Origin of the sequence: Arthrobacter sp. NPDC080073, from assembly GCF_040686575.1 — a bacterium.
Taxonomy (GTDB): Bacteria; Actinomycetota; Actinomycetes; order Actinomycetales; family Micrococcaceae; genus Arthrobacter.
On record NZ_JBFBKR010000004.1, the window covers coordinates 115,543 to 136,928 of the forward strand.

At 62.8% G+C, this 21,386-nt stretch carries 17 protein-coding genes and 1 tRNA gene; 3 read left to right on the top strand and 15 right to left on the bottom strand.

Annotated features, from left to right (window positions below):
- Positions 1 to 51: 51 nt before the first annotated feature.
- The 4 genes from rpsG to rpoB form a co-directional block, all read right to left on the bottom strand.
- Complete coding sequence (gene rpsG / locus AB0O52_RS06620; RefSeq protein WP_059387355.1) at positions 52 to 522, bottom strand: 30S ribosomal protein S7; 471 nt, start codon at positions 520 to 522, stop codon at positions 52 to 54.
- Between the two features lies 1 nt (position 523).
- Positions 524 to 898, bottom strand: a complete 375-nt coding sequence (gene rpsL / locus AB0O52_RS06625; protein WP_009358312.1) for a 30S ribosomal protein S12 — start codon at positions 896 to 898, stop codon at positions 524 to 526.
- 407 nt (positions 899 to 1,305) lie between these two features.
- Positions 1,306 to 5,205, bottom strand: coding sequence for a DNA-directed RNA polymerase subunit beta' (locus AB0O52_RS06630; protein ID WP_364535086.1), 3,900 nt, complete (start codon positions 5,203 to 5,205; stop codon positions 1,306 to 1,308).
- 103 nt (positions 5,206 to 5,308) lie between these two features.
- Positions 5,309 to 8,815 carry a DNA-directed RNA polymerase subunit beta gene (rpoB, locus tag AB0O52_RS06635; protein ID WP_364535089.1) on the bottom strand — a complete coding sequence of 1,169 codons (3,507 nt, stop codon included), beginning with the start codon at positions 8,813 to 8,815 and terminating at the stop codon, positions 5,309 to 5,311.
- Between the two features lie 408 nt (positions 8,816 to 9,223).
- Between rpoB and AB0O52_RS06640 the strand changes: the two genes are divergently transcribed.
- Complete coding sequence (locus AB0O52_RS06640; protein WP_364535092.1) at positions 9,224 to 10,435, top strand: acetyl-CoA C-acetyltransferase; 1,212 nt, start codon at positions 9,224 to 9,226, stop codon at positions 10,433 to 10,435.
- A 64-nt stretch (positions 10,436 to 10,499) separates the two neighbouring features.
- Positions 10,500 to 10,970, top strand: a complete 471-nt coding sequence (locus tag AB0O52_RS06645; RefSeq protein WP_364535095.1) for a YbaK/EbsC family protein — start codon at positions 10,500 to 10,502, stop codon at positions 10,968 to 10,970.
- Between the two features lie 153 nt (positions 10,971 to 11,123).
- On the opposite strand, the gene rplL is transcribed toward AB0O52_RS06645, so the two are convergent.
- The 9 genes from rplL to AB0O52_RS06690 form a co-directional block, all read right to left on the bottom strand.
- Entirely contained in the window at positions 11,124 to 11,501 is a 378-nt protein-coding gene (gene rplL / locus AB0O52_RS06650; RefSeq protein WP_364535098.1) for a 50S ribosomal protein L7/L12, read from the bottom strand.
- Positions 11,502 to 11,576: 75 nt separating this feature from the next.
- Positions 11,577 to 12,182, bottom strand: a complete 606-nt coding sequence (rplJ, locus tag AB0O52_RS06655; protein WP_364535101.1) for a 50S ribosomal protein L10 — start codon at positions 12,180 to 12,182, stop codon at positions 11,577 to 11,579.
- Positions 12,183 to 12,484: 302 nt separating this feature from the next.
- On the bottom strand, positions 12,485 to 13,618 hold the full coding sequence (locus AB0O52_RS06660) for a GNAT family N-acetyltransferase (protein ID WP_364535104.1): 1,134 nt from the start codon (positions 13,616 to 13,618) through the stop codon (positions 12,485 to 12,487).
- On the bottom strand, positions 13,615 to 14,688 hold the full coding sequence (locus tag AB0O52_RS06665; protein WP_364535107.1) for a GNAT family N-acetyltransferase: 1,074 nt from the start codon (positions 14,686 to 14,688) through the stop codon (positions 13,615 to 13,617). The genes AB0O52_RS06660 and AB0O52_RS06665 overlap by 4 nt, the downstream gene beginning before the upstream one ends.
- A gap of 110 nt (positions 14,689 to 14,798) precedes the next feature.
- The gene (rplA, locus tag AB0O52_RS06670) at positions 14,799 to 15,506 is read right to left on the bottom strand and encodes a 50S ribosomal protein L1 (RefSeq protein ID WP_028265118.1); all 708 of its coding nucleotides are present in this window, start codon (positions 15,504 to 15,506) and stop codon (positions 14,799 to 14,801) included.
- 175 nt (positions 15,507 to 15,681) lie between these two features.
- Positions 15,682 to 16,110: a 50S ribosomal protein L11 gene (rplK, locus tag AB0O52_RS06675; RefSeq protein WP_043483056.1), complete on the bottom strand. Its 429-nt coding sequence runs from the start codon at positions 16,108 to 16,110 to the stop codon at positions 15,682 to 15,684.
- A gap of 129 nt (positions 16,111 to 16,239) precedes the next feature.
- Positions 16,240 to 17,070 (bottom strand): transcription termination/antitermination protein NusG, encoded by an 831-nt coding sequence (nusG, locus tag AB0O52_RS06680; protein WP_364535110.1) that lies wholly within the window; start codon positions 17,068 to 17,070, stop codon positions 16,240 to 16,242.
- 114 nt (positions 17,071 to 17,184) lie between these two features.
- Positions 17,185 to 17,466, bottom strand: a complete 282-nt coding sequence (gene secE / locus AB0O52_RS06685; protein WP_059387348.1) for a preprotein translocase subunit SecE — start codon at positions 17,464 to 17,466, stop codon at positions 17,185 to 17,187.
- 82 nt (positions 17,467 to 17,548) lie between these two features.
- Positions 17,549 to 17,621, bottom strand: a tRNA-Trp gene (locus tag AB0O52_RS06690).
- 323 nt (positions 17,622 to 17,944) lie between these two features.
- Here AB0O52_RS06690 and AB0O52_RS06695 point away from each other — a divergent pair.
- The gene (locus AB0O52_RS06695) at positions 17,945 to 19,174 is read left to right on the top strand and encodes a pyridoxal phosphate-dependent aminotransferase (RefSeq protein ID WP_364535113.1); all 1,230 of its coding nucleotides are present in this window, start codon (positions 17,945 to 17,947) and stop codon (positions 19,172 to 19,174) included.
- A gap of 146 nt (positions 19,175 to 19,320) precedes the next feature.
- On the opposite strand, the gene AB0O52_RS06700 is transcribed toward AB0O52_RS06695, so the two are convergent.
- A complete protein-coding gene (locus AB0O52_RS06700; protein ID WP_364535116.1) occupies positions 19,321 to 20,022 on the bottom strand; it encodes a response regulator transcription factor in 702 nt (233 codons plus the stop codon).
- Positions 20,019 to 21,374: a PspC domain-containing protein gene (locus AB0O52_RS06705; RefSeq protein ID WP_364535119.1), complete on the bottom strand. Its 1,356-nt coding sequence runs from the start codon at positions 21,372 to 21,374 to the stop codon at positions 20,019 to 20,021. The genes AB0O52_RS06700 and AB0O52_RS06705 overlap by 4 nt, the downstream gene beginning before the upstream one ends.
- Positions 21,375 to 21,386 lie beyond the last annotated feature (12 nt).

Below are 21,386 nucleotides of genomic sequence, written 5' to 3' on the forward strand. Positions count from 1 at the left end.
GGACTACACGTTCGCCGCCAGCTCGTCGGAGCCGGCGGCGTACGGGAAGTTTTACCAGCGGTAGTGTGCGAAGGCCTTGTTCGACTCGGCCATCTTGTGGGTGTCTTCGCGACGCTTCACAGCGGCACCGAGACCGTTGGACGCATCCAGGATTTCGTTCTGGAGGCGCTCGGTCATCGTCTTCTCGCGGCGAGCCTTGGAGTAGCCGACCAGCCAGCGGAGAGCGAGGGCGGTGGAACGGCCCGGCTTGACCTCAACGGGAACCTGGTAGGTTGCGCCACCGACACGGCGGGAGCGGACCTCGAGGGAAGGCTTGACGTTGTCCATGGCCTTCTTGAGGGCGGCGACGGGGTCGCCACCGGACTTGGCGCGTGCACCTTCGAGTGCGCCGTAAACGATGCGCTCTGCGGTGGACTTCTTGCCGTCGATCAGAACCTTGTTGATCAGCTGGGTGACCAACGGGGAACCGTATACGGGATCGGAAACTAGCGGCCGCTTCGGGGCCGGACCCTTGCGAGGCATATTACTTCTTCTCCATCTTTGCGCCGTAGCGGCTGCGGGCCTGCTTGCGGTTCTTGACACCCTGGGTATCGAGGGCACCACGGACGATCTTGTAACGGACACCCGGAAGGTCCTTCACACGACCACCACGGACCAGCACGATGGAGTGCTCCTGGAGGTTGTGGCCAACACCGGGGATGTAGGCGGTAACTTCAACGCCACCGTTGAGGCGCACACGTGCAACCTTACGGAGAGCCGAGTTCGGCTTCTTCGGGGTGGTCGTGTAAACGCGGGTGCAAACACCGCGGCGCATCGGGCTGCCCTTAAGCGCGGGAGCCTTGGTCTTGGAGACCTTAGGCGTGCGGCCCTTGCGGACCAGCTGGTTAATCGTAGGCACTTTCGTGTTCTCCGTTGGTTGATCTCTGCTCCGCGCCAGGCGAGGGCCTGTGTTGCGTGAGAGCTTTGGCGTTGTCCATGCGGCCCTGGTCCGAAGACCCGATGGGCGTGCAAAAGTGCGGCATTCGTTGCGCACGTAGCCCGCAACCCGGAAACAGGCTCCACCCAAGCATCATGAGAACAAAACCGAAATGATGCTGCGGCGGCCTTCATCCACTGCCACACAGAACAATTACCAAAATTCTAGCATGGCTTGATCTGAGGCCTTAATCGGGTGTAAAGGGGGCGCACGACGACGGCGCGTGCCGCCCGCCGTCGTCGTGCGCCTAATGGCGCAAGGTCCGTCAAACGGGAAGGACCCCGCACTCACAGAGTGCGGGGTCCTTCCTTTGCGTTTCAGACTCCGGGTTAGCGGAAGTCGTTGCCGAGATCGTAGTCATCCAGCGGGATGGCGTGGAACTCGGGAGCTCCGTCGCCGCCCAGGGCGTCGTACGAGAAGTCGGTGAAGGCGCTGGGGCCCGTGAACAGGCTTGCCTTTGCTTCTTCAGTCGGCTCCACGGTGACCTCGGTGTAACGGGGCAGGCCCGTACCGGCCGGGATGAGCTTACCGATGATGACATTCTCCTTGAGGCCAAGCAGCGGGTCGCTCTTGCCTTCCATGGCCGCCTGCGTCAGAACGCGGGTGGTCTCCTGGAAGGAAGCGGCCGACAGCCAGGACTCGGTTGCCAGGGATGCCTTCGTGATACCCATGAGTTCCGGACGACCGGAAGCCGGGGTACGGCCTTCGGACACCACGCGACGGTTCTCGTCCTCGAAGCGGCTGCGCTCAGCGAGCTCGCCCGGAAGCAGCTCGGAGTCGCCGGATTCGATGACGGTCACGCGGCGCAGCATCTGACGGACGATGACTTCCACGTGCTTGTCGTGGATGCCGATGCCCTGGCTGCGGTAAACGCCCTGGACCTCGTCCACCAGGAACTTCTGGGCGGCACGCGGACCCATGATGCGCAGAACCTGCTTCGGGTCCACAGGACCGTTGATCAGCTTCTGGCCGACGCTCACGTGCTCGCCATCCTCGATGAGGAGGCGGGAACGGCGCAGCACCGGGTAGGCGATCTCCTCGGAACCGTCGTCCGGGGTGATGATGAGGCGCATCTGGCGCTCGGACTCTTCAATGGCGATGCGGCCGGCTGCTTCAGCAATCGGTGCAACACCCTTCGGAGTACGGGCTTCGAAGAGCTCCTGGATACGGGGCAGACCCTGGGTGATGTCGTCCCCACCGCTGGCCGAAACAGCACCACCGGTGTGGAACGTACGCATGGTCAGCTGGGTACCGGGTTCACCAATGGACTGAGCGGCGATGATGCCGACGGCCTCTCCGATGTCCACGGTCTTGCCGGTGGCCAACGAACGGCCGTAGCAGAGCGCACAGGTACCGACCTTGGACTCACACGTGAGCACGGAGCGGACCTTGACCTCGGTGATGCCGGCTGCGAGCAGCTCGGCAATGACGACGTCGCCGCAGTCGGTGCCGGCAGCCGCCAGCACCGCGCCCTTGGAGTCGACGACGTCGACGGCGAGGGTACGTGCGTAGGCGCTGTTCTCGACGTTCTCGTCAAGGACCAGCTCACCGTTGGAGTCCGGCACCGCGATTGCGGTCATGAGACCACGCTCGGTGCCACAGTCCTCTTCACGGACGATGACGTCCTGCGAAACGTCCACCAGGCGACGGGTCAGGTAACCCGAGTTGGCGGTACGCAGCGCGGTGTCGGCCAGACCCTTACGGGCACCGTGCGTGGCGATGAAGTATTCCAGCACCGACAGGCCCTCGCGGTACGAGGACTTGATCGGACGCGGGATGATCTCACCCTTCGGGTTGGCCACAAGTCCACGGATACCCGCGATCTGGCGGACCTGCATCCAGTTACCACGTGCACCGGAGGACACCATGCGGTTGATGGTGTTCATCGGGGACAGGCTGTCACGCATCGCCTGGGCGATTTCGTTGGTGGCCTTGTTCCAGATCTCGATCAGTTCCTGGCGACGCTCGTCGTCGTCGATCAGGCCCTTGTCGTACTGGCCCTGGATCTTGGCAGCCATCGTCTCGTAACCGGCCAGGATGGCCGGCTTGGAGGTGGGCACCTCGATGTCGGAGATTGCCACGGTGACGCCCGAGCGGGTTGCCCAGTAGAAACCGGCGTCCTTCAGGTTGTCCAGCGTTGCAGCCGTGACAACCTTCGGGTAGCGCTCTGCGAGGTCGTTGACGATCCGGGACAGCTCGCCCTTGTCGGCAACAGCCTCAACCCACGGGTAGTCCTCCGGCAGGGTCTCGTTGAAGAGAACCTGGCCGAGGGAGGTCTGGACCAGCGCGGTCTGACCGGGCTCCCAGCCTTCCGGAGCTTCCCAGCCGGCGTAAGGGACAAAGCCCTCAAGGCGGATCTTGACCTGGGAGTTCAGGTGCAGCTCGCGGGCATCGTAGGCCATGATGGCTTCAGCAACCGAGGAGAAGATGCGGCCTTCGCCTGCGGAACCAACGCGCTTGGTGGTCAGGTGGTACAGACCGATGATCATGTCCTGCGAAGGCAGGGTCACCGGACGGCCATCAGAGGGCTTCAAGATGTTGTTGGAGGACAGCATCAGGATGCGGGCTTCAGCCTGCGCTTCGGGGCTCAGCGGCAGGTGGACTGCCATCTGGTCGCCGTCGAAGTCGGCGTTGAAGGCGCCACAAACCAGCGGGTGAAGCTGGATTGCCTTGCCTTCAACAAGCTGCGGCTCGAATGCCTGGATGCCGAGGCGGTGCAGGGTAGGTGCACGGTTGAGCAGCACCGGGTGTTCGGTGATGATCTCTTCCAGGACGTCCCAGACCTGCGGGCGGTAACGCTCGACCATGCGCTTTGCCGACTTGATGTTCTGCGCGTGGTTGAGGTCAACCAGTCGCTTCATCACGAACGGCTTGAAGAGCTCCAGGGCCATCTGCTTGGGCAGACCACACTGGTGCAGCTTCAGCTGCGGGCCGACGACGATGACCGAACGGCCGGAGTAGTCGACGCGCTTGCCGAGCAGGTTCTGGCGGAAACGGCCCTGCTTGCCCTTGAGCATGTCGCTCAGGGACTTCAGCGGACGGTTGCCCGGACCCGTGACCGGACGGCCGCGGCGGCCGTTGTCGAAGAGGCTGTCAACAGCTTCCTGAAGCATGCGCTTCTCGTTGTTGACGATGATCTCCGGAGCACCGAGGTCAAGCAGTCGCTTGAGTCGGTTGTTGCGGTTGATCACACGGCGGTAGAGGTCGTTGAGGTCGGAGGTGGCGAAGCGGCCACCGTCCAGCTGGACCATCGGGCGCAGTTCCGGCGGGATCACCGGGACGGCGTCCAACACCATGCCAAGCGGGCTGTTGTTGGTGGTCAGGAATGCGTTGACAACCTTCAGGCGCTTAAGTGCACGGGTCTTGCGCTGGCCCTTGCCGTTCTGGATGGTGTCGCGCAGGGACTCCGACTCTGCCTGCATGTCGAAGTTCTCAAGACGCTTCTTGATGGCTTCGGCACCCATGGAGCCTTCGAAGTACATGCCGTAGCGGTCGCGCAGTTCGCGGTACAGGCCTTCGTCACCTTCAAGGTCGGCGACCTTGAGGTTCTTGAAGCGGTCCCAGACCTGCTCGAGGCGCTCGATCTCAGCGTCCGCGCGCTTGCGGACGTTGGCCATCTGACGGTCCGCGGAGTCGCGGGCCTTCTTCTTGTCTGCAGCCTTGGCGCCTTCACCTTCGAGGCGGGCAAGCTCGTCCTCAAGGTCGCGGGCAATCGTGGCGATGTCGCTGTCGCGGTTGTCGACGAGCTGCTTCTTCTCGAGGTCGTGCTCCACCTGGAGGTTCGGCAGTTCCGCGTGACGGCTCTCGGTGTCGACGCTGGTGATCATGTAGGCAGCGAAGTAGATGACCTTTTCAAGGTCCTTCGGTGCCAGGTCAAGGAGGTAGCCCAAGCGGGAGGGAACACCCTTGAAGTACCAGATGTGCGTGACGGGAGCGGCCAGCTCAATGTGGCCCATGCGCTCGCGGCGCACCTTGGCGCGGGTGACTTCAACGCCACAACGCTCGCAGATGATGCCCTTGAAGCGCACGCGCTTGTACTTGCCGCAGTAGCATTCCCAGTCCCGGGACGGGCCGAAGATCTTCTCGCAGAAGAGGCCGTCCTTCTCGGGCTTGAGCGTGCGGTAGTTGATGGTTTCCGGCTTCTTGACCTCACCGTAAGACCAGCCGCGGATGTCTTCCGCGGTGGCGAGGCCGATCTGCATGAGGCCGAAGGAGGATTCGCTGGACATATGGTCCCTGTTCTCTCTTGTTCTCTAAATTCTGAAGTCTTGGGTTTACGGAAAGAGGCAGCTGCCTTGGCTGGCGGTCTGCACCGCCAGCCAGAGCGGCTGTTTAGACCTCTTCTACGGAGCTGGGCTCTGCGCGAGACAGATCAATGCCCAGTTCTTCCGCAGCCGTAAAGACTGCGTCATCAGAGTCACGCATTTCGATCGTCGTACCGTCCGTGGAAAGAACTTCCACGTTCAGGCACAGCGACTGCATTTCCTTGATCAAGACCTTGAAGGATTCCGGAACGCCAGGCTCGGGGATGTTCTCGCCCTTGACGATGGCTTCGTAGACCTTCACGCGGCCGTGGATGTCATCGGACTTGATCGTCAGCAGTTCCTGGAGGGTGTAGGCAGCGCCGTATGCTTCGAGCGCCCACACTTCCATTTCACCGAAGCGCTGGCCACCGAACTGTGCCTTACCACCCAGCGGCTGCTGCGTGATCATGGAGTACGGGCCGGTGGAGCGTGCGTGGATCTTGTCGTCCACCAGGTGGTGGAGCTTCAGGATGTACATGTAGCCCACGGAGATCGGGTCCGGGAACGGCTCGCCGGAGCGGCCGTCGAACAGACGGGTCTTACCGGAGGAGTCGATCAGGCGGTCACCGTCGCGGGTCACGTTGGTGGAATCCAGCAGACCTGTGATTTCCTCTTCGCGCGCACCGTCGAACACCGGGGTGGCGACAGTGGTCTGGCCGGTTTCACGAGGCAGGTTCGGGAGGTTCTTGACCCACTCCGGCTCGCCTTCGATCTTCCAACCGGTCTTGGCAACCCAACCGAGGTGCGTTTCGAGCACCTGGCCGACGTTCATGCGGCCCGGAACACCGAGGGGGTTCAGGACGATGTCCACCGGCGTACCGTCGGCAAGGAACGGCATATCTTCCACAGGCAGGATCTTGGAGATGACGCCCTTGTTACCGTGGCGGCCGGCGAGCTTGTCGCCGTCGGTGATCTTGCGCTTGGCAGCAACGTAGACGCGGACCAGCTGGTTGACGCCCGGGGGCAGCTCGTCGTCGTTGTCACGGTCGAAGACGCGCACGCCGATAACCGTGCCGGACTCACCGTGGGGAACCTTCAGGGAGGTGTCACGCACTTCGCGGGACTTCTCGCCGAAGATCGCACGGAGGAGGCGCTCTTCCGGAGTCAGTTCGGTTTCACCCTTAGGGGTGACCTTTCCGACCAGGATGTCGCCGGCTTCAACCTCTGCACCGATGTGGATGATGCCGCGCTCGTCCAGTCCTGCGAGGACTTCCTCGGACACGTTGGGGATGTCACGGGTGATTTCCTCGGCACCAAGCTTGGTGTCGCGGGCGTCGATCTCGTGCTCCTCGATGTGGATGGAGGAAAGAACGTCCTCAGCGACGATGCGCTGGGACAGGATGATGGCGTCCTCGAAGTTGTGGCCTTCCCAGGACATGAATGCCACGAGGAGGTTCTTGCCGAGGGCGAGTTCACCCTGGTCCGTTGCCGGTCCGTCAGCGATGATGCCGCCGACTTCGAGGCGCTGGCCTTCGTTGACCAGGACACGGTGGTTGTAGCAGTTGCCCTGGTTGGAACGGGCGAACTTGTTGATGCGGTAGCTGGTTTCCGTGCCGTCGTCGTTGAGCATGGTGACGAGGTCAGCGGAAACTTCGTTGACCACACCGGCCTTCTTCGCGATGACAACGTCACCGGCGTCGACGGCGGCAGCGCGCTCCATGCCGGTGCCCACGAACGGGGCCTCGGAACGGACCAGCGGCACGGCCTGGCGCTGCATGTTGGCACCCATGAGTGCGCGGTTTGCATCGTCATGCTCGAGGAACGGAATCAGGGCGGTAGCTACGGACACCATCTGGCGCGGGGAAACGTCCATGAACTGAACGTCGGCAGCCGGAACCAGGACGGGCTCGCCTCCACCACCACGGGCACGGACAAGCACGGTTTCTTCCGCGAACTTCTTGTCGGCGTCCAGCGGTGCGTTGGCCTGTGCGATCAGGACTTCGGCTTCGTCGTCGGCGGTGAGGTACTGGACCTCATCGGAAACGACACCCTCGGACACCAGGCGGTACGGAGTCTCGATGAAACCGAACGGGTTGATGCGGCCGTAGGAAGCCAGCGAACCGATCAGGCCGATGTTCGGGCCTTCAGGAGTTTCGATGGGGCACATACGTCCGTAGTGGGACGGGTGAACGTCTCGGACTTCCATGCCTGCGCGGTCACGGGACAGACCACCCGGGCCAAGGGCCGACAGGCGGCGCTTGTGGGTCAGACCCGACAACGGGTTGTTCTGGTCCATGAACTGCGACAGCTGGGACGTTCCGAAGAACTCCTTGATGGCTGCCACAACGGGGCGGATGTTGATCAGGGTCTGCGGCGTGATCGCTTCGACGTCCTGCGTGGTCATGCGTTCGCGGACGACGCGTTCCATGCGGGACAGGCCGGTGCGGACCTGGTTTTCGATCAGTTCGCCGACGGCGCGGATTCGACGGTTGCCGAAGTGGTCGATGTCATCGATCTCGACGCGGAGCTCGTGGTCTTCGCCATCGCGCTTGCCCATGAGGGTCTTCTCGCCGGCGTGAAGCGCGACGAGGAACTTGATCATGGCCACGATGTCTTCAACGTGCAGGACCGAAGCTTCCTTGTCGCCAAGGGAGCGGTCGATGCCGAGCTTGCGGTTGATCTTGTAACGGCCAACCTTGGCCAGATCGTAGCGCTTGGCGTTGAAGTACAGGTTGTCCAGCAGGGACTGGGCAGCCTCGACGGTGGGCGGCTCGCCCGGACGCAGCTTGCGGTAGATGTCCAGCAGGGCGTCTTCGCGGGTTTCGGTGGCGTCCTTCTCCAGCGTTGCGCGCATGGAGTCGTACTGGCCGAACTCTTCGAGGATCTGGCCTTCGGTCCAACCAAGGGCCTTCAGCAGAACGGTGACCGACTGCTTGCGCTTGCGGTCGAGGCGTACGCCGACCTGGTCGCGCTTGTCGATTTCGAGCTCGAACCATGCACCGCGGGACGGGATGATCTTTGCAGTGAAGATGTCCTTGTCGCTGGTCTTGTCAGCGGTGCGCTCAAAGTAGGCGCCCGGCGAACGGACCAGCTGGGAGACGACGACACGCTCGGTGCCGTTGACGACGAACGTTCCCTTCTCGGTCATGAGAGGGAAATCGCCCATGAACACGGTCTGCTGCTTGATTTCACCCGTGTTGTTGTTCATGAACTCGGCCTTGACATACAGCGGTGCCGAGTAAGTGGCGTCACGGTCTTTGCATTCGGCCATGGTGTACTTCGGATCAGCGAACTCCGGCTCGGAGAAGCTCAGGGACATGGTGCCCTGGAAGTCCTCGATGGGGGAGATCTCTTCGAAGATGTCAGCAAGTCCAGAGGTGGTGGCGACGCTCAGGTCGCCTTCCTCGACGGCCTTCGCTACACGCGACTGCCAGCGTTCGTTTCCGACCAGCCAGTCAAAGCTGTCTGTCTGCAATGCGAGCAGATTCGGAACGTCCAGCGGTTCGTGAATCTTTGCGAATGAGAGCCGGCGAGTGGCACCATCGGTGCTTGCCGTATTAGCGGTTTCGTTATTAGAGGTGCTCGAGGCGACCAAGAGGGATCCTTCCACAGACCTTCAGGCGTTTTCAGATCTCCCCCGCTTGCACCCTGCAGATTGAATCCGCAGTGTACCTTTCCGGTTCCGCTATATGACCCGGGACCCCGGCTGACCAAGACCATGCTCGTTCTAACGGCACGTCGATGGCGCAGCTGAGAGGTAAAGCCCACCGCTATATGAAGGCTGAAGGTTAACAGGGAAGACGCAAATATCCACAATACGGCAAATCAACCAACCTGTCTACCCCACATCCGGCCTGAATGCAAGCACAGTTGCCGCAGGCACCTTTGGGGCCCGGCCCCATACAGCCGTGGGCGGAATGTTGATCCAGGCTCCATTGTTGAATGGAGAGGTGATGTACGCCACGGTAACCTAGGCTCACCACCCTTGATCGGAAGAGAGACAATGAGCACCCCCTCAGACACAGCGGACAACAACAACGACGTTGTCATCCTTTCCGCAAGCCGTACCCCACAGGGACGGTTGAACGGGCAACTGGCCGGGCTCACCGCCGTCGAGCTCGGTGGCCACGCCATTTCGGGCGCCATTGCCGCGAGCGGACTCACCGCGGACAAAGTGGACGCAGTGATTATGGGACAGGTCCTGCAGGCGGGTGCCGGCCAGAATCCGGCCCGGCAAAGCGCCATCGCGGCCGGAATCGGCTGGAACATCCCGGCCGTCACCATCAACAAGGTCTGCCTCTCCGGACTGACTGCCGTGATCGATGCCGCGCGAATGATCCGCAGCGGAGACGCCGTCGTCGTGGTTGCCGGCGGCCAGGAATCGATGAGCCGCGCTCCCCACTTGCTGCCCGGTTCGAGGCAAGGGTGGAGCTATGGGGCGGTCCAGGCCCTCGACGTCGCGGCCCATGACGGCCTCACCGATGCGTTCGATGGCCAGTCAATGGGCCTGTCCACGGAGATCAAGAACCTCTCCCTGGGCATCGACCGCCTGTCCCAGGACGAAGTGGCCGCCGCTTCGCACCAGCGCGCGGCCGCGGCCGCCGCGCAAGGGGTGTTCGACGGCGAGATCACGCCCATCAGCGTCAAACAGCGCAAGGGGGAACCGCTGCTGCTGACAAGTGACGAAGGCGTCCGCCCCCAGACAACGCTTGAGACCCTGGCCCCGCTGAAGGGCGCCTTTGCCACCGACGGAACCATCACCGCCGGCAACTCCTCTCCCCTGTCCGACGGCGCCTCCGCACTCGTGCTCACAAGCCGCCGCTTTGCCGAGGAAAACGGCCTTGACTACCTTGCCGTCGTCGGCAAGCCCGGCCAGGTGGCGGGACCTGACAACAGCCTGCATTCGCAGCCTTCCAACGCGATACTTCGCGCGCTGGACCGCGCGGGGTGGAAGACGGCCGATCTGGACTTCATCGAGATCAACGAAGCCTTCGGCTCGGTTGCGGTGCAGTCCTTGAAGGACCTGGACTATCCCTTGGAGAAGTGCAATGTCCACGGCGGGGCGATTGCGATTGGACACCCGATCGGCGCTTCGGGAGCCCGGCTTGCCCTCCACGCAGCCCACGAGCTGAAGCGCCGCGGCAAGGGCAAAGCGGCGGTCGCCCTCTGTGGTGGCGGCGGCCAGGGCGAAGCGCTGCTTCTCTACCGCGACTAGGTATTCGGCGTGTTCGGGTATTCGGCGTATTCGGCAGCGGGAGCAGCCATAACGGAAATGGAGCATGATGCGGGGCACTGAGCGATTCCTCGCCGACGCGGCAGCGCGCGGACTCGACGTCCAACTCGTGGAGCGGGCTGCGGCAAGCAGCCTTGACGAAGCGGCCCGCATCATGGGGATCACACCGGCCGACATCGTGAAGTCCCTTGTGGTCAAGCATCGGGATGGCACGTTCCTGTTTGCCTTGGTTCCGGGTGACCGGCAGATCTCCTGGCCCAAGCTGCGTGCCCTTCTGGGCGTCAACAAGCTGTCCATGCCCTCCGCCGATATCGCTTTCGAGGCAACCGGCTATGAGCGCGGCACCATCACGCCGCTGGGAAGTTCGAAGCCCTGGCCCGTCTATGCCGATGCCAGCATCGCCGGACGCAGGATCTCCATGGGCGCAGGCGAGCACGGATTCAGCGCCTTCGTGAAGGCCGATGAGCTGGCGCAAGCGCTGCAGGCCGTAGTAGCCGACATCAGCGACCCCATCTGATCCTTCCAACCGCAACGCGGGGTCACTTACGGCCCATCCAGCGCCACCCAATGGGCCGTAAGTGACCCCGCGTTGCTCTTAAAAGCAGGAAGCCCCGCCCGGACGGATCCGGACAGGGCTTCCTGTGTAAAGCGAATTACCTGAAAACGCGAGTTACTTGACAGTAACCGTGGCGCCGGCAGCTTCGAGCTGCTCCTTGGCCTTGTCAGCGGCTTCCTTGGTGGCGCCTTCGAGAACAGCCTTCGGTGCACCGTCAACCAGGTCCTTGGCTTCCTTGAGGCCGAGGGAGGTGATGGCGCGAACTTCCTTGATCACTGCGATCTTCTTTTCACCGGCAGCTTCGAGGATGACATCAAATTCGGTCTTCTCTTCAACTTCTTCGCCAGCGCCGGCGCCAGCCGGGCCTGCAACTGCAACAGCAGCAGCAGTAACTTCGAAGGTCTCTTCGAAGAGCTTGACGAACTCGGAGAGCTCGATGATGGTCAGTTCCTTGAAAGCTTCAATGAGCTCTTCGTTGCTGAGCTTCGCCATGTTTGGCGTCCTTCCTTTAGGTGGTGCTGCCACGGACGTCGTCCGTTACTGCACCGCAGTTTGAATGGGGAGAACTTAGTTCTCTTCGGTTGCTGCTTCAGCCGCTTCCGCCGGAGCGGCAGCCTCTTCTGCAGCAGCCTCGGCGGGAGCCTCTTCGGCAGCCGGTGCTTCTTCAGCGGCCGGTGCTACAGCGCCGCCCTCTTCTTCAAGCTTGAGGCGCAGAGCGTCAATGATGCGTGCGGCAGCGGCAGCAGGTGCCTTGAGGACGCCGGCAACCTTGGCGAGCTGCAGCTCACGGGACTCGAGGGCTGCCAATGCGGCAACCTCTGCTGCGTTCAGTGCCTTGCCCTCGAAGTAGCCGGTCTTGATGACCAGCTGCTTGTTGACCTTGGCAAAGTCCGTCAGGCTCTTGGCGGCAGCAACCGCGTCACCCTTGATGAATGCAATTGCAGTGGGGCCGGCGAGCTGACCGTCGAATGCTTCGACACCAGCTTCCTTGGCTGCAATGGCGGTCAGGGTGTTCTTGACGACCGAGAACTTGGTGTCCAGGCCGAGAGAAACACGCAGCTGCTTGAGCTGTGCAACAGAGAGCCCGCGGTATTCGGTCAGGACAGCGGCGTTCGATTCCTTGAAATCGTTGGTGATCTCAGCTACTGCGGAGATCTTGCTAGGCGTTGCCATAACCCTCCTTCCGGGGAATAAAGCCGGTTTTCCGGGTCCCCGCTCAAAAGAGCTGCAACTAAAAAACGCCCCGCGCAGATGCACGGGGCTTGGCTCAACACGATCCAGTGATCGTGGAGATTTGCTTCGTTCACCTGCGCCGGCCGCCCTTTGTCAGGGTCCTTCGTCAGGGAAACCACTTGGTTCTTCCGCGCGTGGCTGCAGAATTGAGCTGCGCCCGGAGGAGTGGATTCCCATCAACCGACGGTCTTTGGTAGTTCAAGCTTACGGGACGGGCAAGTGCATCGCCAAATCGCGCCGCTTCACTCGGATGAGGTGACCCTCGGGCCCATGTCCGGCAGTTCCTTCTGCCACAGACCGGTAACCCCGGCCGTGGTGAACCCCAATTGCTTGTTCACGGTCAGCAGGTACCGGTTTTCCGGGGCGTTCCAGGTGTAGATCACCCGGGCATCGGGAAACTGTTCGCTGAGGCGTTGCATATTGGCGACCTTGATGAGGAGCCCGAGTTTGTTTCCCCGGTGCTCCTGCAGGACGATCGTGTCGTCCTGGAAGACGACATCCTGGCGTTGCGCCAGGACGCTGATCGTGGTGAGCCCGACGATCCGCCCGCTGGCGACGTGCTCGACGGCGGTGACCACCGTTCGGCGCCCCTGCGCGACGGCGGCGTCTTCCGCCTGGCGCAACACGCCGGCGTCGAACACTAACTGCTGCTGCTCCGCTTCCGCTGTCTCACTGCCCTCTGACACCACTTCCCCGGCCGCGTTCTCCAGCGCGGCCACAGCTTCGAGCCACTGTTGCGGGCAACGGTCGGTCCAGTGGTGGAGCCGATAGCGACCGGCGTTCGCGGCTTCCGCTTCGGCTTCAAGCTCAGCGACGAGTTTTGAATCCAGCGGAAGCGTACAGGAACTGAACTGTTCTATGTGCTGGAGTGTGTAGCCGGTGCGACGGGCAAAATCGACCTCGCGGCTGGCCAGGGGAACAAACCCCAGGCCGCTGCCAGGCACGAGCTGGCCCTCGGCACCACCGCGCAAGGACTCCGCCGGGTGGTTGGTGTCCACCATGATCATCGTCCGGCCCTCGCTTCTAGCGAAGTGCTCGGCAGCTTCCAGGAGCTGCCGGCCGACGCCCCTGCGCTGGAACTCAGGAAGGATGTCGAGGGTGAACTCGGCCAGGTCCATGTTGTCGGCAAGGGGCAGCGCGATGTCCACGGTACCGACAATGCTGCCGTCAACACGGGCCACGAGAATGACCTGGCGTTCGTAAGGATCACCGAGCTCGAGCAGTTTCTCCAACGGTGTGTAGGCGAGATCGTCCGTGCCCCAGATCTGCATCCGGACCCTGCGGCTGACTTCGACGGCGGCCAGGAAGTCCTTTGCGTCCTCGGCGTCAAGGGAATCCGGGATCCAGAGTTGGCCAATCTCCACCGTGCTCGTCATTTGATCCTCTTTTGCCATTCGCCGTCGTATCCCGCCGCTTTGAAGCCGAGCTGTACGTTGATGGAAAGCATATGTTCGTTTTCCTCGGCGTTATAAGTCATGACGCGCCGGACCTCTGGACATTCCGTTTGCAGCCTGCGCAGATTGGCCAGTTTCACGAGCATTCCCAGTCCGTGGCCCCGGTGCGGCTTCGCCACCAGGGTATCGTCCTGCTCGGCCACCCAGGGCTTCGAAGGATCAAGGTAGATCACGGTGTAGGCCACGAGATCCCCCGTCGACCGATGCTGGGCGGCGGCCACAAGGGAAGTCTGGCCTTCGGCAAGTGTGGTGTCCTCGAGTTGCCTGACACGGGCGGCGTCCCAGGCCTCTGCCTCGATCTCAAGGCCTCCCGCCGGGGTATCCGTGCTCATCCGGCCCATCAGCCCGGCCATGTGGTCCACGTATTCGCCGGGGCAACGGTTCGTCCACGCAAGGACCTTATAAGCGGCGTCGGCTTTGGAACGCGCCGCAAGCTCCAGCCTTGCCCACTCCGCGTCATGGTCCATGTCCAGGCTGCTGAACCTGCTGGTCTGTTCCAGGGCGTATCCGTTCTTGAGGCAAAAGGCTACTCCCGGACCATCGTCGGTTACTCCCCCGGGCGCCCCTGCTCCTGCGGCGCCGATCGGGTGCTCGGTGTGCGCCTGCAGGACGTGCCTCCCCTGGGCCATCGCAACCCCCTCGACGGTGCGGAGCAATGCGGTCCCGATTCCTTGCCGGCGGTGCCCCTCCAGAACATCCACCTGGAGCCAAGCGGTATGGACGTTGTCCTTGAGCGGAACCTGGCAGGAAGCGTGCCCGACGATTCTTCCGCCGACCCGGGCGAAGAAGTTCCTCGAGGCCTCGTACGGGGTATCGCGCCATCCGGCGAGCCGGGACTGCGCCGACGATGCCCGGTCCAGGCTTCCCCAGGTTTCCAACACCATGGTGTCCAGCACGGAAGTGAGCTCCCGGAAATCCTTGCCGTCCGGCCCGTCCAGGGACTCCGGCAGGTGGAGCTCATGGATGCTGAAATCCGGAACCCGGCCTGTCATGCCCTCAGCCTAATCAGCGGCCGCCACCCGCGATAGGTGCCGGTTGCATACGAAGAAAGGACCGCCCGGCATTGCCGGACGGTCCTTTCAGAGTCGATGCTCCCGGTGGCTTACGCCTCGGTGAGGACCTTGGTGACGTTCGGGTCAACCGAGATGCCCGGGCCGAACGTGGTGGCGACGGTGGCCTTCTGGATGTAGCGGCCCTTGGAAGCGGACGGCTTCAGGCGAAGCACCTCTTCCAGAGCGGCTGCGTAGTTCTCGGCCAGCTTCAGTTCATCGAAAGAAACCTTGCCGATGATGAAGTGCAGGTTCGAGTGCTTGTCGACGCGGAAGTCGATCTTGCCACCCTTGATGTCGTTGACAGCCTTGGTGACGTCTGCGGTTACGGTACCGGTCTTCGGGTTCGGCATGAGGTTACGCGGGCCGAGGACCTTACCGAGACGGCCAACCTTGCCCATGAGGTCCGGGGTTGCCACTGCTGCGTCGAAGTCGGTCCAGCCGGCTGCGATCTTTTCGATCAGGTCATCGGAACCAACGAAGTCGGCGCCAGCAGCGATTGCCGCTTCAGCCTTGTCGCCCGTTGCGAAAACCAGGACGCGGGCAGTCTTACCCGTGCCGTGGGGCAGGTTGACGGTGCCGCGGACCATCTGGTCGGCCTTACGCGGGTCAACGCCCAAACGGAAAGCGACCTCAACGGTGGCGTCGAACTTGGACGGGTTGGTGTCCTTGGCGAGCTTGATGGCCTCGAACGGGGCGTAGAACTTGTCTGCCTCGATCTTGGCTGCGGCTGCCTCATATGCTTTGCTGCGCTTTGCCATGCTGCTTATTCTCCTTGTGCAGTTGTGGTCTGCGGACCGCGCTGGGCCCTGCCACAGTTGGAAATCCGGCGTGGATCTCCAACATTTTCAATGATTCAATGGTGCCGGTTTCCCGGCGGATTCACTTCCGGCGAGTGCTTCGTTCCTCAGCCCTCACCGTCCGTTCATTCCTCGACTATTCGACAGTGATGCCCATGGAGCGTGCGGTGCCGGCGATGATCTTGGCAGCACCCTCAAGGCTGGTGGCGTTGAGGTCTTCCATCTTGGTGCTGGCGATCTCGTTAACCTGCGCCTGGGTCAGCTTGGCAACCTTGACGGTGTGCGGCGTGGCCGAACCCTTGGCAACTCCGGCAGCCTTCTTGATGAGCTCTGCGGCCGGCGGGGTCTTGGTGATGAAGGTGAAGGAACGGTCTTCATAGACCGTGATTTCAACCGGGATAACGTTTCCGCGCTGGGCTTCCGTTGCAGCGTTGTACGCCTTGCAGAATTCCATGATGTTGACACCGTGCTGGCCAAGCGCAGGACCGATCGGCGGGGCCGGGTTGGCGGCACCTGCCTGGATCTGCAGCTTGATGAGGCCGGTGACCTTCTTCTTGGGAGCCAATGTAGGTCCTTCTCTCAATAACTTCCTAGGACACAGGAGCGTGCCTCAGGTTTGTGGCCGCCATGGCAAGGCGACCGACCGCTCCGTGGCTGCTAAGCGGGCAACCGCGGGGCGAAATTCCTGGATCAACTAGATCTTGGTGACCTGGTTGAATGCGAGCGTAACCGGGGTTTCGCGTTCGAAGATCGACACCAGGACCACAAGCGTCTGGGAATCCATCTTGATCTCGGAAATCGTGGCGGGAAGGGTCTCGAACGGACCTTCCTTGACGATGACGGACTCTCCGACCTCGAAGTCGATGTCGACAGGCGTCTGGTGCTGCTTGTTGACCGGCTTGCCCTTTTCGGCCTGCTGCTCTTCGAAGACCGGAGCCAGCATGGAAAAGACCTCATCGAGGCGAAGCGGGACCGGGTTGTGAGCGTTGCCCACGAAGCCTGTGACACCGGGGGTGTGCCGGACGGCGCCCCAGGATGCGTCCGTCAGGTCCATGCGGACGAGGACGTAACCCGGAATGCGTACACGGTTGATGATCTTCCGCTGGGCGTTCTTGATCTCAACGACTTCCTCCATGGGCACCTGGATCTCGAAGATGTAATCTTCCATGTCCAGGGTCTGGATGCGGGTCTCAAGGTTGGCCTTGACGCGGTTTTCGTAGCCGGCGTAGGAGTGGATGACGTACCAGTCACCCTCCTGGCGGCGAAGCTTGGCCTTGAACTCCTCAGCGGGGTCGGCGGGCGCTACAGCTGCAGCGGCGGCCAGGGCGTCGTCGGCAGACTCGTCCTCGGCGTCGTCGGACTCATCGGCGTCGGACTCGTCGGCGTCGACGTCGTCAACGTCGGCAGTTTCGGGCGCAGCAGAATCGACCTCGGATCCTTCCACGGCGTCAGCCGTGGCGTGGGCCGTGCTTTCAGCGGGCCCATCCAGCTCAGTCTCAGTTACCTCGAGCTCCTGCTCAGACACTTGGTCTCCTGCTTCCTCATTGCCTAACATGCCTATTTAAATGGCTCAATTCCGCAAACCCTGCGAAATCCCTTGGTTTTCCGGGGATTCCACGCGGTTTGCGGAGCGATCCGCTTAGTGGTTCGTGGTGCCAGTAGCGCCGAAAACCCATTTGATTCCCGTACCGAAAGCCAGGTCCAGGATGGTGACGACAAGCATCATGATGGCCACGAACACCAGCACCACGACTGTGTAGTTGACCAGTTCCTTACGGGTGGGGGCAACTACCTTCTTGAGCTCGCCAATTACCTGGCGGACAAAAAGCGCAATTCGAGCGAAGAGGCCGGAATCGGACTTCTTGGCAGGGCGGCCCTTCGAGCTGCTCGCAGCTGTTTCGGTCACCTGATCCTCACTCATCTATGCAAACGTCGTTGACCCGACTCTGATCAGAGTCATGGTTGCTGCGCTTGTTCCGAAGAAAACCCCGGAACAGCTTGCGCAGGGCAGACAGGACTCGAACCTGCAACCTGCGGTTTTGGAGACCGCTGCGCTACCAATTGCGCCACTACCCTATGGAACGAATCCACATTTTTGGCCACACCACCAAAGCCAAGAATCGCCTGAGAACAGGAGATCCCGGACCCAGTCTGGGGCGCGAACCATTGTGATGTTTTTCAACACCGGTGAACCAGTCTACGCAACAACGTCGCGATAGTCGAACCGGGCCATTTCCGGAGGGTTCAGGCCGCCCCGCTCGTGTGATCAGCGCTCGGTTGACCAACCTGCACTGACACTTTCCCGGCGTTAGCCCGATAGCTCCGCAGAACAGCATAAAGTAGATTCCGTCGAATCCCACCATCCAGCTCATGAGCTGCCCGCGAAGAACGGTGCTTTAATGTCTGCCGGAATACCTGCCGCCCGCATTTCACAGCGAATTTCCGCCATCGCCGAATCCGCCACCCTTGCCGTTGACGCCAAGGCCAAGGCGCTCAAGGCAGCGGGTCGCCCCGTGATTGGCTTCGGCGCCGGGGAGCCCGACTTCCCGACACCGGACTACATCGTCAAGGCCGCCGTCGAGGCCGCCGCCCAGCCGAAGTACCACCGCTACTCCCCTGCCGCCGGCCTGCCGGAGCTGAAGCAGGCCATTGCGGACAAGACGTTCCGCGATTCCGGCTACAAGGTTGACGCTTCCCAGGTGATGGTCACCAACGGCGGCAAGCAAGCTGTCTACAACACCTTCGCCACACTGGTTGATCCGGGCGACGAAGTAATCATCCCCACGCCGTTCTGGACCACCTACCCGGAGGCCATCCGCCTGGCCGGAGGCGTTCCCGTTGAGGTCTTCGCCGGTCCGGAACAGGGTTACCTGGTCACCGTGGAGCAGCTCGAGGCCGCAGTCACCGACAAGACGAAGATCCTGCTTTTCGTTTCGCCGTCCAACCCGACCGGCGCCGTCTACAGCGCCGACCAGGTGGCCGAAATCGGAAAGTGGGCAGCGGCCAAGGGCCTCTGGGTTGTCACCGACGAAATCTATGAGCACCTGACGTACGACGGCGTCCCCTTCACCTCGATTGCCACCGCCGCCCCCGAACTCGGCGACAAGGTGGTCATCCTCAATGGTGTCGCCAAGACCTACGCCATGACCGGATGGCGCGTCGGATGGATGATCGGCCCGGCCGACGTCATCAAGGCCGCCACCAACCTCCAGTCGCACGCGACGTCGAACGTTTCGAACATCATGCAGATCGCGGCCCTGGCTGCAGTCTCGGGCCCGCTGACCGCCGTCGACGAGATGAAGGTCGCCTTCGACCGCCGCCGCAAGGCGATTGTCGCCGGACTGAACGCGATCGAGGGCGTGGAATGCCCGACGCCGACCGGCGCCTTCTACGCGTACGCCGACGTCCGAGGACTGCTGGGCAAGGAATTCCCGGCGTCGAACGGTCCGGTCCGTCCGTCAACGTCCGCTGAGCTTGCCTCACTGATCCTCGACGAGGTTGAGGTCGCGGTTGTTCCGGGCGAGGCCTTCGGCCCCTCCGGTTTCGTGCGCCTCTCCTACGCCCTGGGCGACGACGACCTCGCCGAAGGCGTTCGACGCCTCCAGGAATTCCTCGGCAAGGCCAAGTAGCCCTCCGCCTCCACAAACGCCCGCTCGCCTTGGGATCAGGTGAGCGGGCGTTTGGGTTTAAGCCGCCATAGGTGAGCGGGCGTTTGGGTTTAAGCCGCCATAGGTGAGCGGGCGTTTGGGTTTAAGCCGCCATAGGTGAGCGGGCGTCAGAGGAGGCGGCGCTCGGCGGCCCACTTGGTCAGTTCGTGGCGGCTGGAAAGCTGGAGTTTGCGGAGCACCGCGGAGACATGGGTTTCCACGGTCTTGATGGAAATGAACAACTCCTTGGCCACCTCCTTGTAGCTGTAGCCACGGGCGATGAGGCGCATCACTTCTAGTTCCCTTGCGGAGAGACGGTCCAGTTCGTCGTCGGCGATCTCGGCCGGCGAGGTTCCGAACGCGTCCAGGACAAAACCCGCCAGCCTCGGCGAGAAGACGGCGTCACCGTCGGCCACGCGGATCACGGCATCGGAGATCTCGGGACCGGAAATGGTCTTGGTGACATAGCCCCGTGCGCCGGCCCGGATGACGGCGACGACGTCCTCGGCCGCATCTGAGACGCTCAACGCCAAGAAGCTCGTGCTCCCGCGCAACGGAGCGGATGCGCCGATGACCTCCCGCCCGCCGCCACCAAGGCCGCCGGGCAAATGGACGTCAAGCAACACCACTTCCGGGTGAACCTCGGAGATCACGGAGACGGCTTGTTCCACCGTTCCGGCTTCACCCACGACGTCGATCCTGGAATCGAGGTCGGCTTTCAGTCCGGACCGGAAAATGGCATGGTCGTCCACGATCACCACGCGCACCTTCCGCGGCTCTTGCCCGGCTGCTAGCTGCTCCGGCTTGATATCTTCTGGGGTGCCGCTCATGCTTTGGCCTCTCCGTTTCGGTTCTCCGCTTTGTCGGCGTTCTCGGCGGGCAGGTTCAGGCGTACTTCCGTGCCCTCGGAACTACTGGTGATGACTGCCGTACCGCCGTGGCGCTTCATCCGTCCGATGATTGACTCCTTGACTCCGAGCCGGTCTTCCGGGACGGCATCCGGGTCAAAGCCGGGTCCGCGATCCCTGATGAAAACCTCGCTGCCCGTGTCCGAGCTCTCGAGATAGACAGACACGGCTCCGGCGCCATGCCGGGCAGCATTGTGCATGGCCTCCCGAGCCGCGAGGACGAGGGCTTCGTGCCGGTCCGTCATGGCTGCGTCTCCCACGCTGACGACGTCGACGGCGTGTCCGTGCGCGTCCTCCACTTCGGCGGCAGCCGCGGCAATCCGCTCCGCCAAGAGTCCCGCGTCCTTGGCGGCGTCCCGGTACAGCCAGGTGCGCAGTTCACGCTCCTGGGCACGGGCGAGGCGGACCACGTCCTGTTCGGAGCCGGCGCGGCGCTGGATCAAGGCGAGTGTCTGCAGCACCGAGTCGTGCAGGTGGGCGGCAATTTCGGCACGCTCCGTCTCGCGGACCCGCGCTGCCCGCTCGGTTTCAAGGTCCTTCCAGAACTTCAGGCCCCACGGCAGCAGCACCAGGGCGACACCGCCCAGCACGGCGATGGAAGCCAGCAGTGCGAGCCAGGTCTGCTCCCACGAGCCGGAACCGGACACCATGACCAACACCCCGGCAACCACCAAGGCCAGGCCGGCAGCAAGGCGGACCCAGCCGCCGGCTTGGTCGGCCTTGGTCTTGTCCACCAGTCCGGCGCGGCGCGTCTCGTCCAGCTGCATCCACGCGATCGCGGCTCCGCCGAGTATGGCTGCCGCCGGGATCAGCGTGCCGAGAGGGACCTCGACGCCGAATTGCCGGGCGATGAGGATGGCGGCCACGAGGAGCAGGCCGGCTCCCAGGAGGATCTCTTTCCCGTACTGGATGCGCCGCAACCTGAACCAGGAGGCGGCCACCGGAGCCGGAGCGGACAGCGGCGGCTGCGCTCCGCCGTCGGGCGCTGTTACGTCGGGAAGCATGCTCACGGAAGGAGGCACGCTGACCGAAGGAGCGATGGGCGACGCCGGGCGGCGGCTATTGCGGCGGGCGCTTTCGTCGGCGGTGGGCACCATGACCCACAGCCAGGCGTAGAAGGCCAGTCCCGCGCCGCCGGCGAACGAGGCAAGGACCATTCCGAGGCGGATGTACTTCACAGGCCAGCCAAGGTGGTCCGCCAGGCCGCTGCACACGCCGGCAATCATCCGGTCGCTGCTCCGGACCAGCGGCGGGCGCTGCATGGCGGTTGTCATGAATCCATCCAA

What these genes read in the sequence shown, in the direction of transcription:
- rpsG (WP_059387355.1), bottom strand. Translation starts at nt 522, where the DNA reads ATGCCTCGCAAGGGTCCGGCCCCGAAGCGGCCGCTAGTTTCCGATCCC.
- secE (WP_059387348.1), bottom strand. Translation starts at nt 17,466, where the DNA reads ATGAGTGAGGATCAGGTGACCGAAACAGCTGCGAGCAGCTCGAAGGGC.
- rplJ (WP_364535101.1), bottom strand. Translation starts at nt 12,182, where the DNA reads ATGGCAACGCCTAGCAAGATCTCCGCAGTAGCTGAGATCACCAACGAT.
- AB0O52_RS06640 (WP_364535092.1), top strand. Translation starts at nt 9,224, where the DNA reads ATGAGCACCCCCTCAGACACAGCGGACAACAACAACGACGTTGTCATC.
- AB0O52_RS06660 (WP_364535104.1), bottom strand. Translation starts at nt 13,618, where the DNA reads ATGACGAGCACGGTGGAGATTGGCCAACTCTGGATCCCGGATTCCCTT.
- AB0O52_RS06705 (WP_364535119.1), bottom strand. Translation starts at nt 21,374, where the DNA reads ATGACAACCGCCATGCAGCGCCCGCCGCTGGTCCGGAGCAGCGACCGG.
- rplL (WP_364535098.1), bottom strand. Translation starts at nt 11,501, where the DNA reads ATGGCGAAGCTCAGCAACGAAGAGCTCATTGAAGCTTTCAAGGAACTG.
- rplA (WP_028265118.1), bottom strand. Translation starts at nt 15,506, where the DNA reads ATGGCAAAGCGCAGCAAAGCATATGAGGCAGCCGCAGCCAAGATCGAG.
- AB0O52_RS06630 (WP_364535086.1), bottom strand. Translation starts at nt 5,205, where the DNA reads ATGTCCAGCGAATCCTCCTTCGGCCTCATGCAGATCGGCCTCGCCACC.
- AB0O52_RS06700 (WP_364535116.1), bottom strand. Translation starts at nt 20,022, where the DNA reads ATGAGCGGCACCCCAGAAGATATCAAGCCGGAGCAGCTAGCAGCCGGG.
- AB0O52_RS06645 (WP_364535095.1), top strand. Translation starts at nt 10,500, where the DNA reads ATGATGCGGGGCACTGAGCGATTCCTCGCCGACGCGGCAGCGCGCGGA.
- AB0O52_RS06665 (WP_364535107.1), bottom strand. Translation starts at nt 14,688, where the DNA reads ATGACAGGCCGGGTTCCGGATTTCAGCATCCATGAGCTCCACCTGCCG.
- AB0O52_RS06695 (WP_364535113.1), top strand. Translation starts at nt 17,945, where the DNA reads ATGTCTGCCGGAATACCTGCCGCCCGCATTTCACAGCGAATTTCCGCC.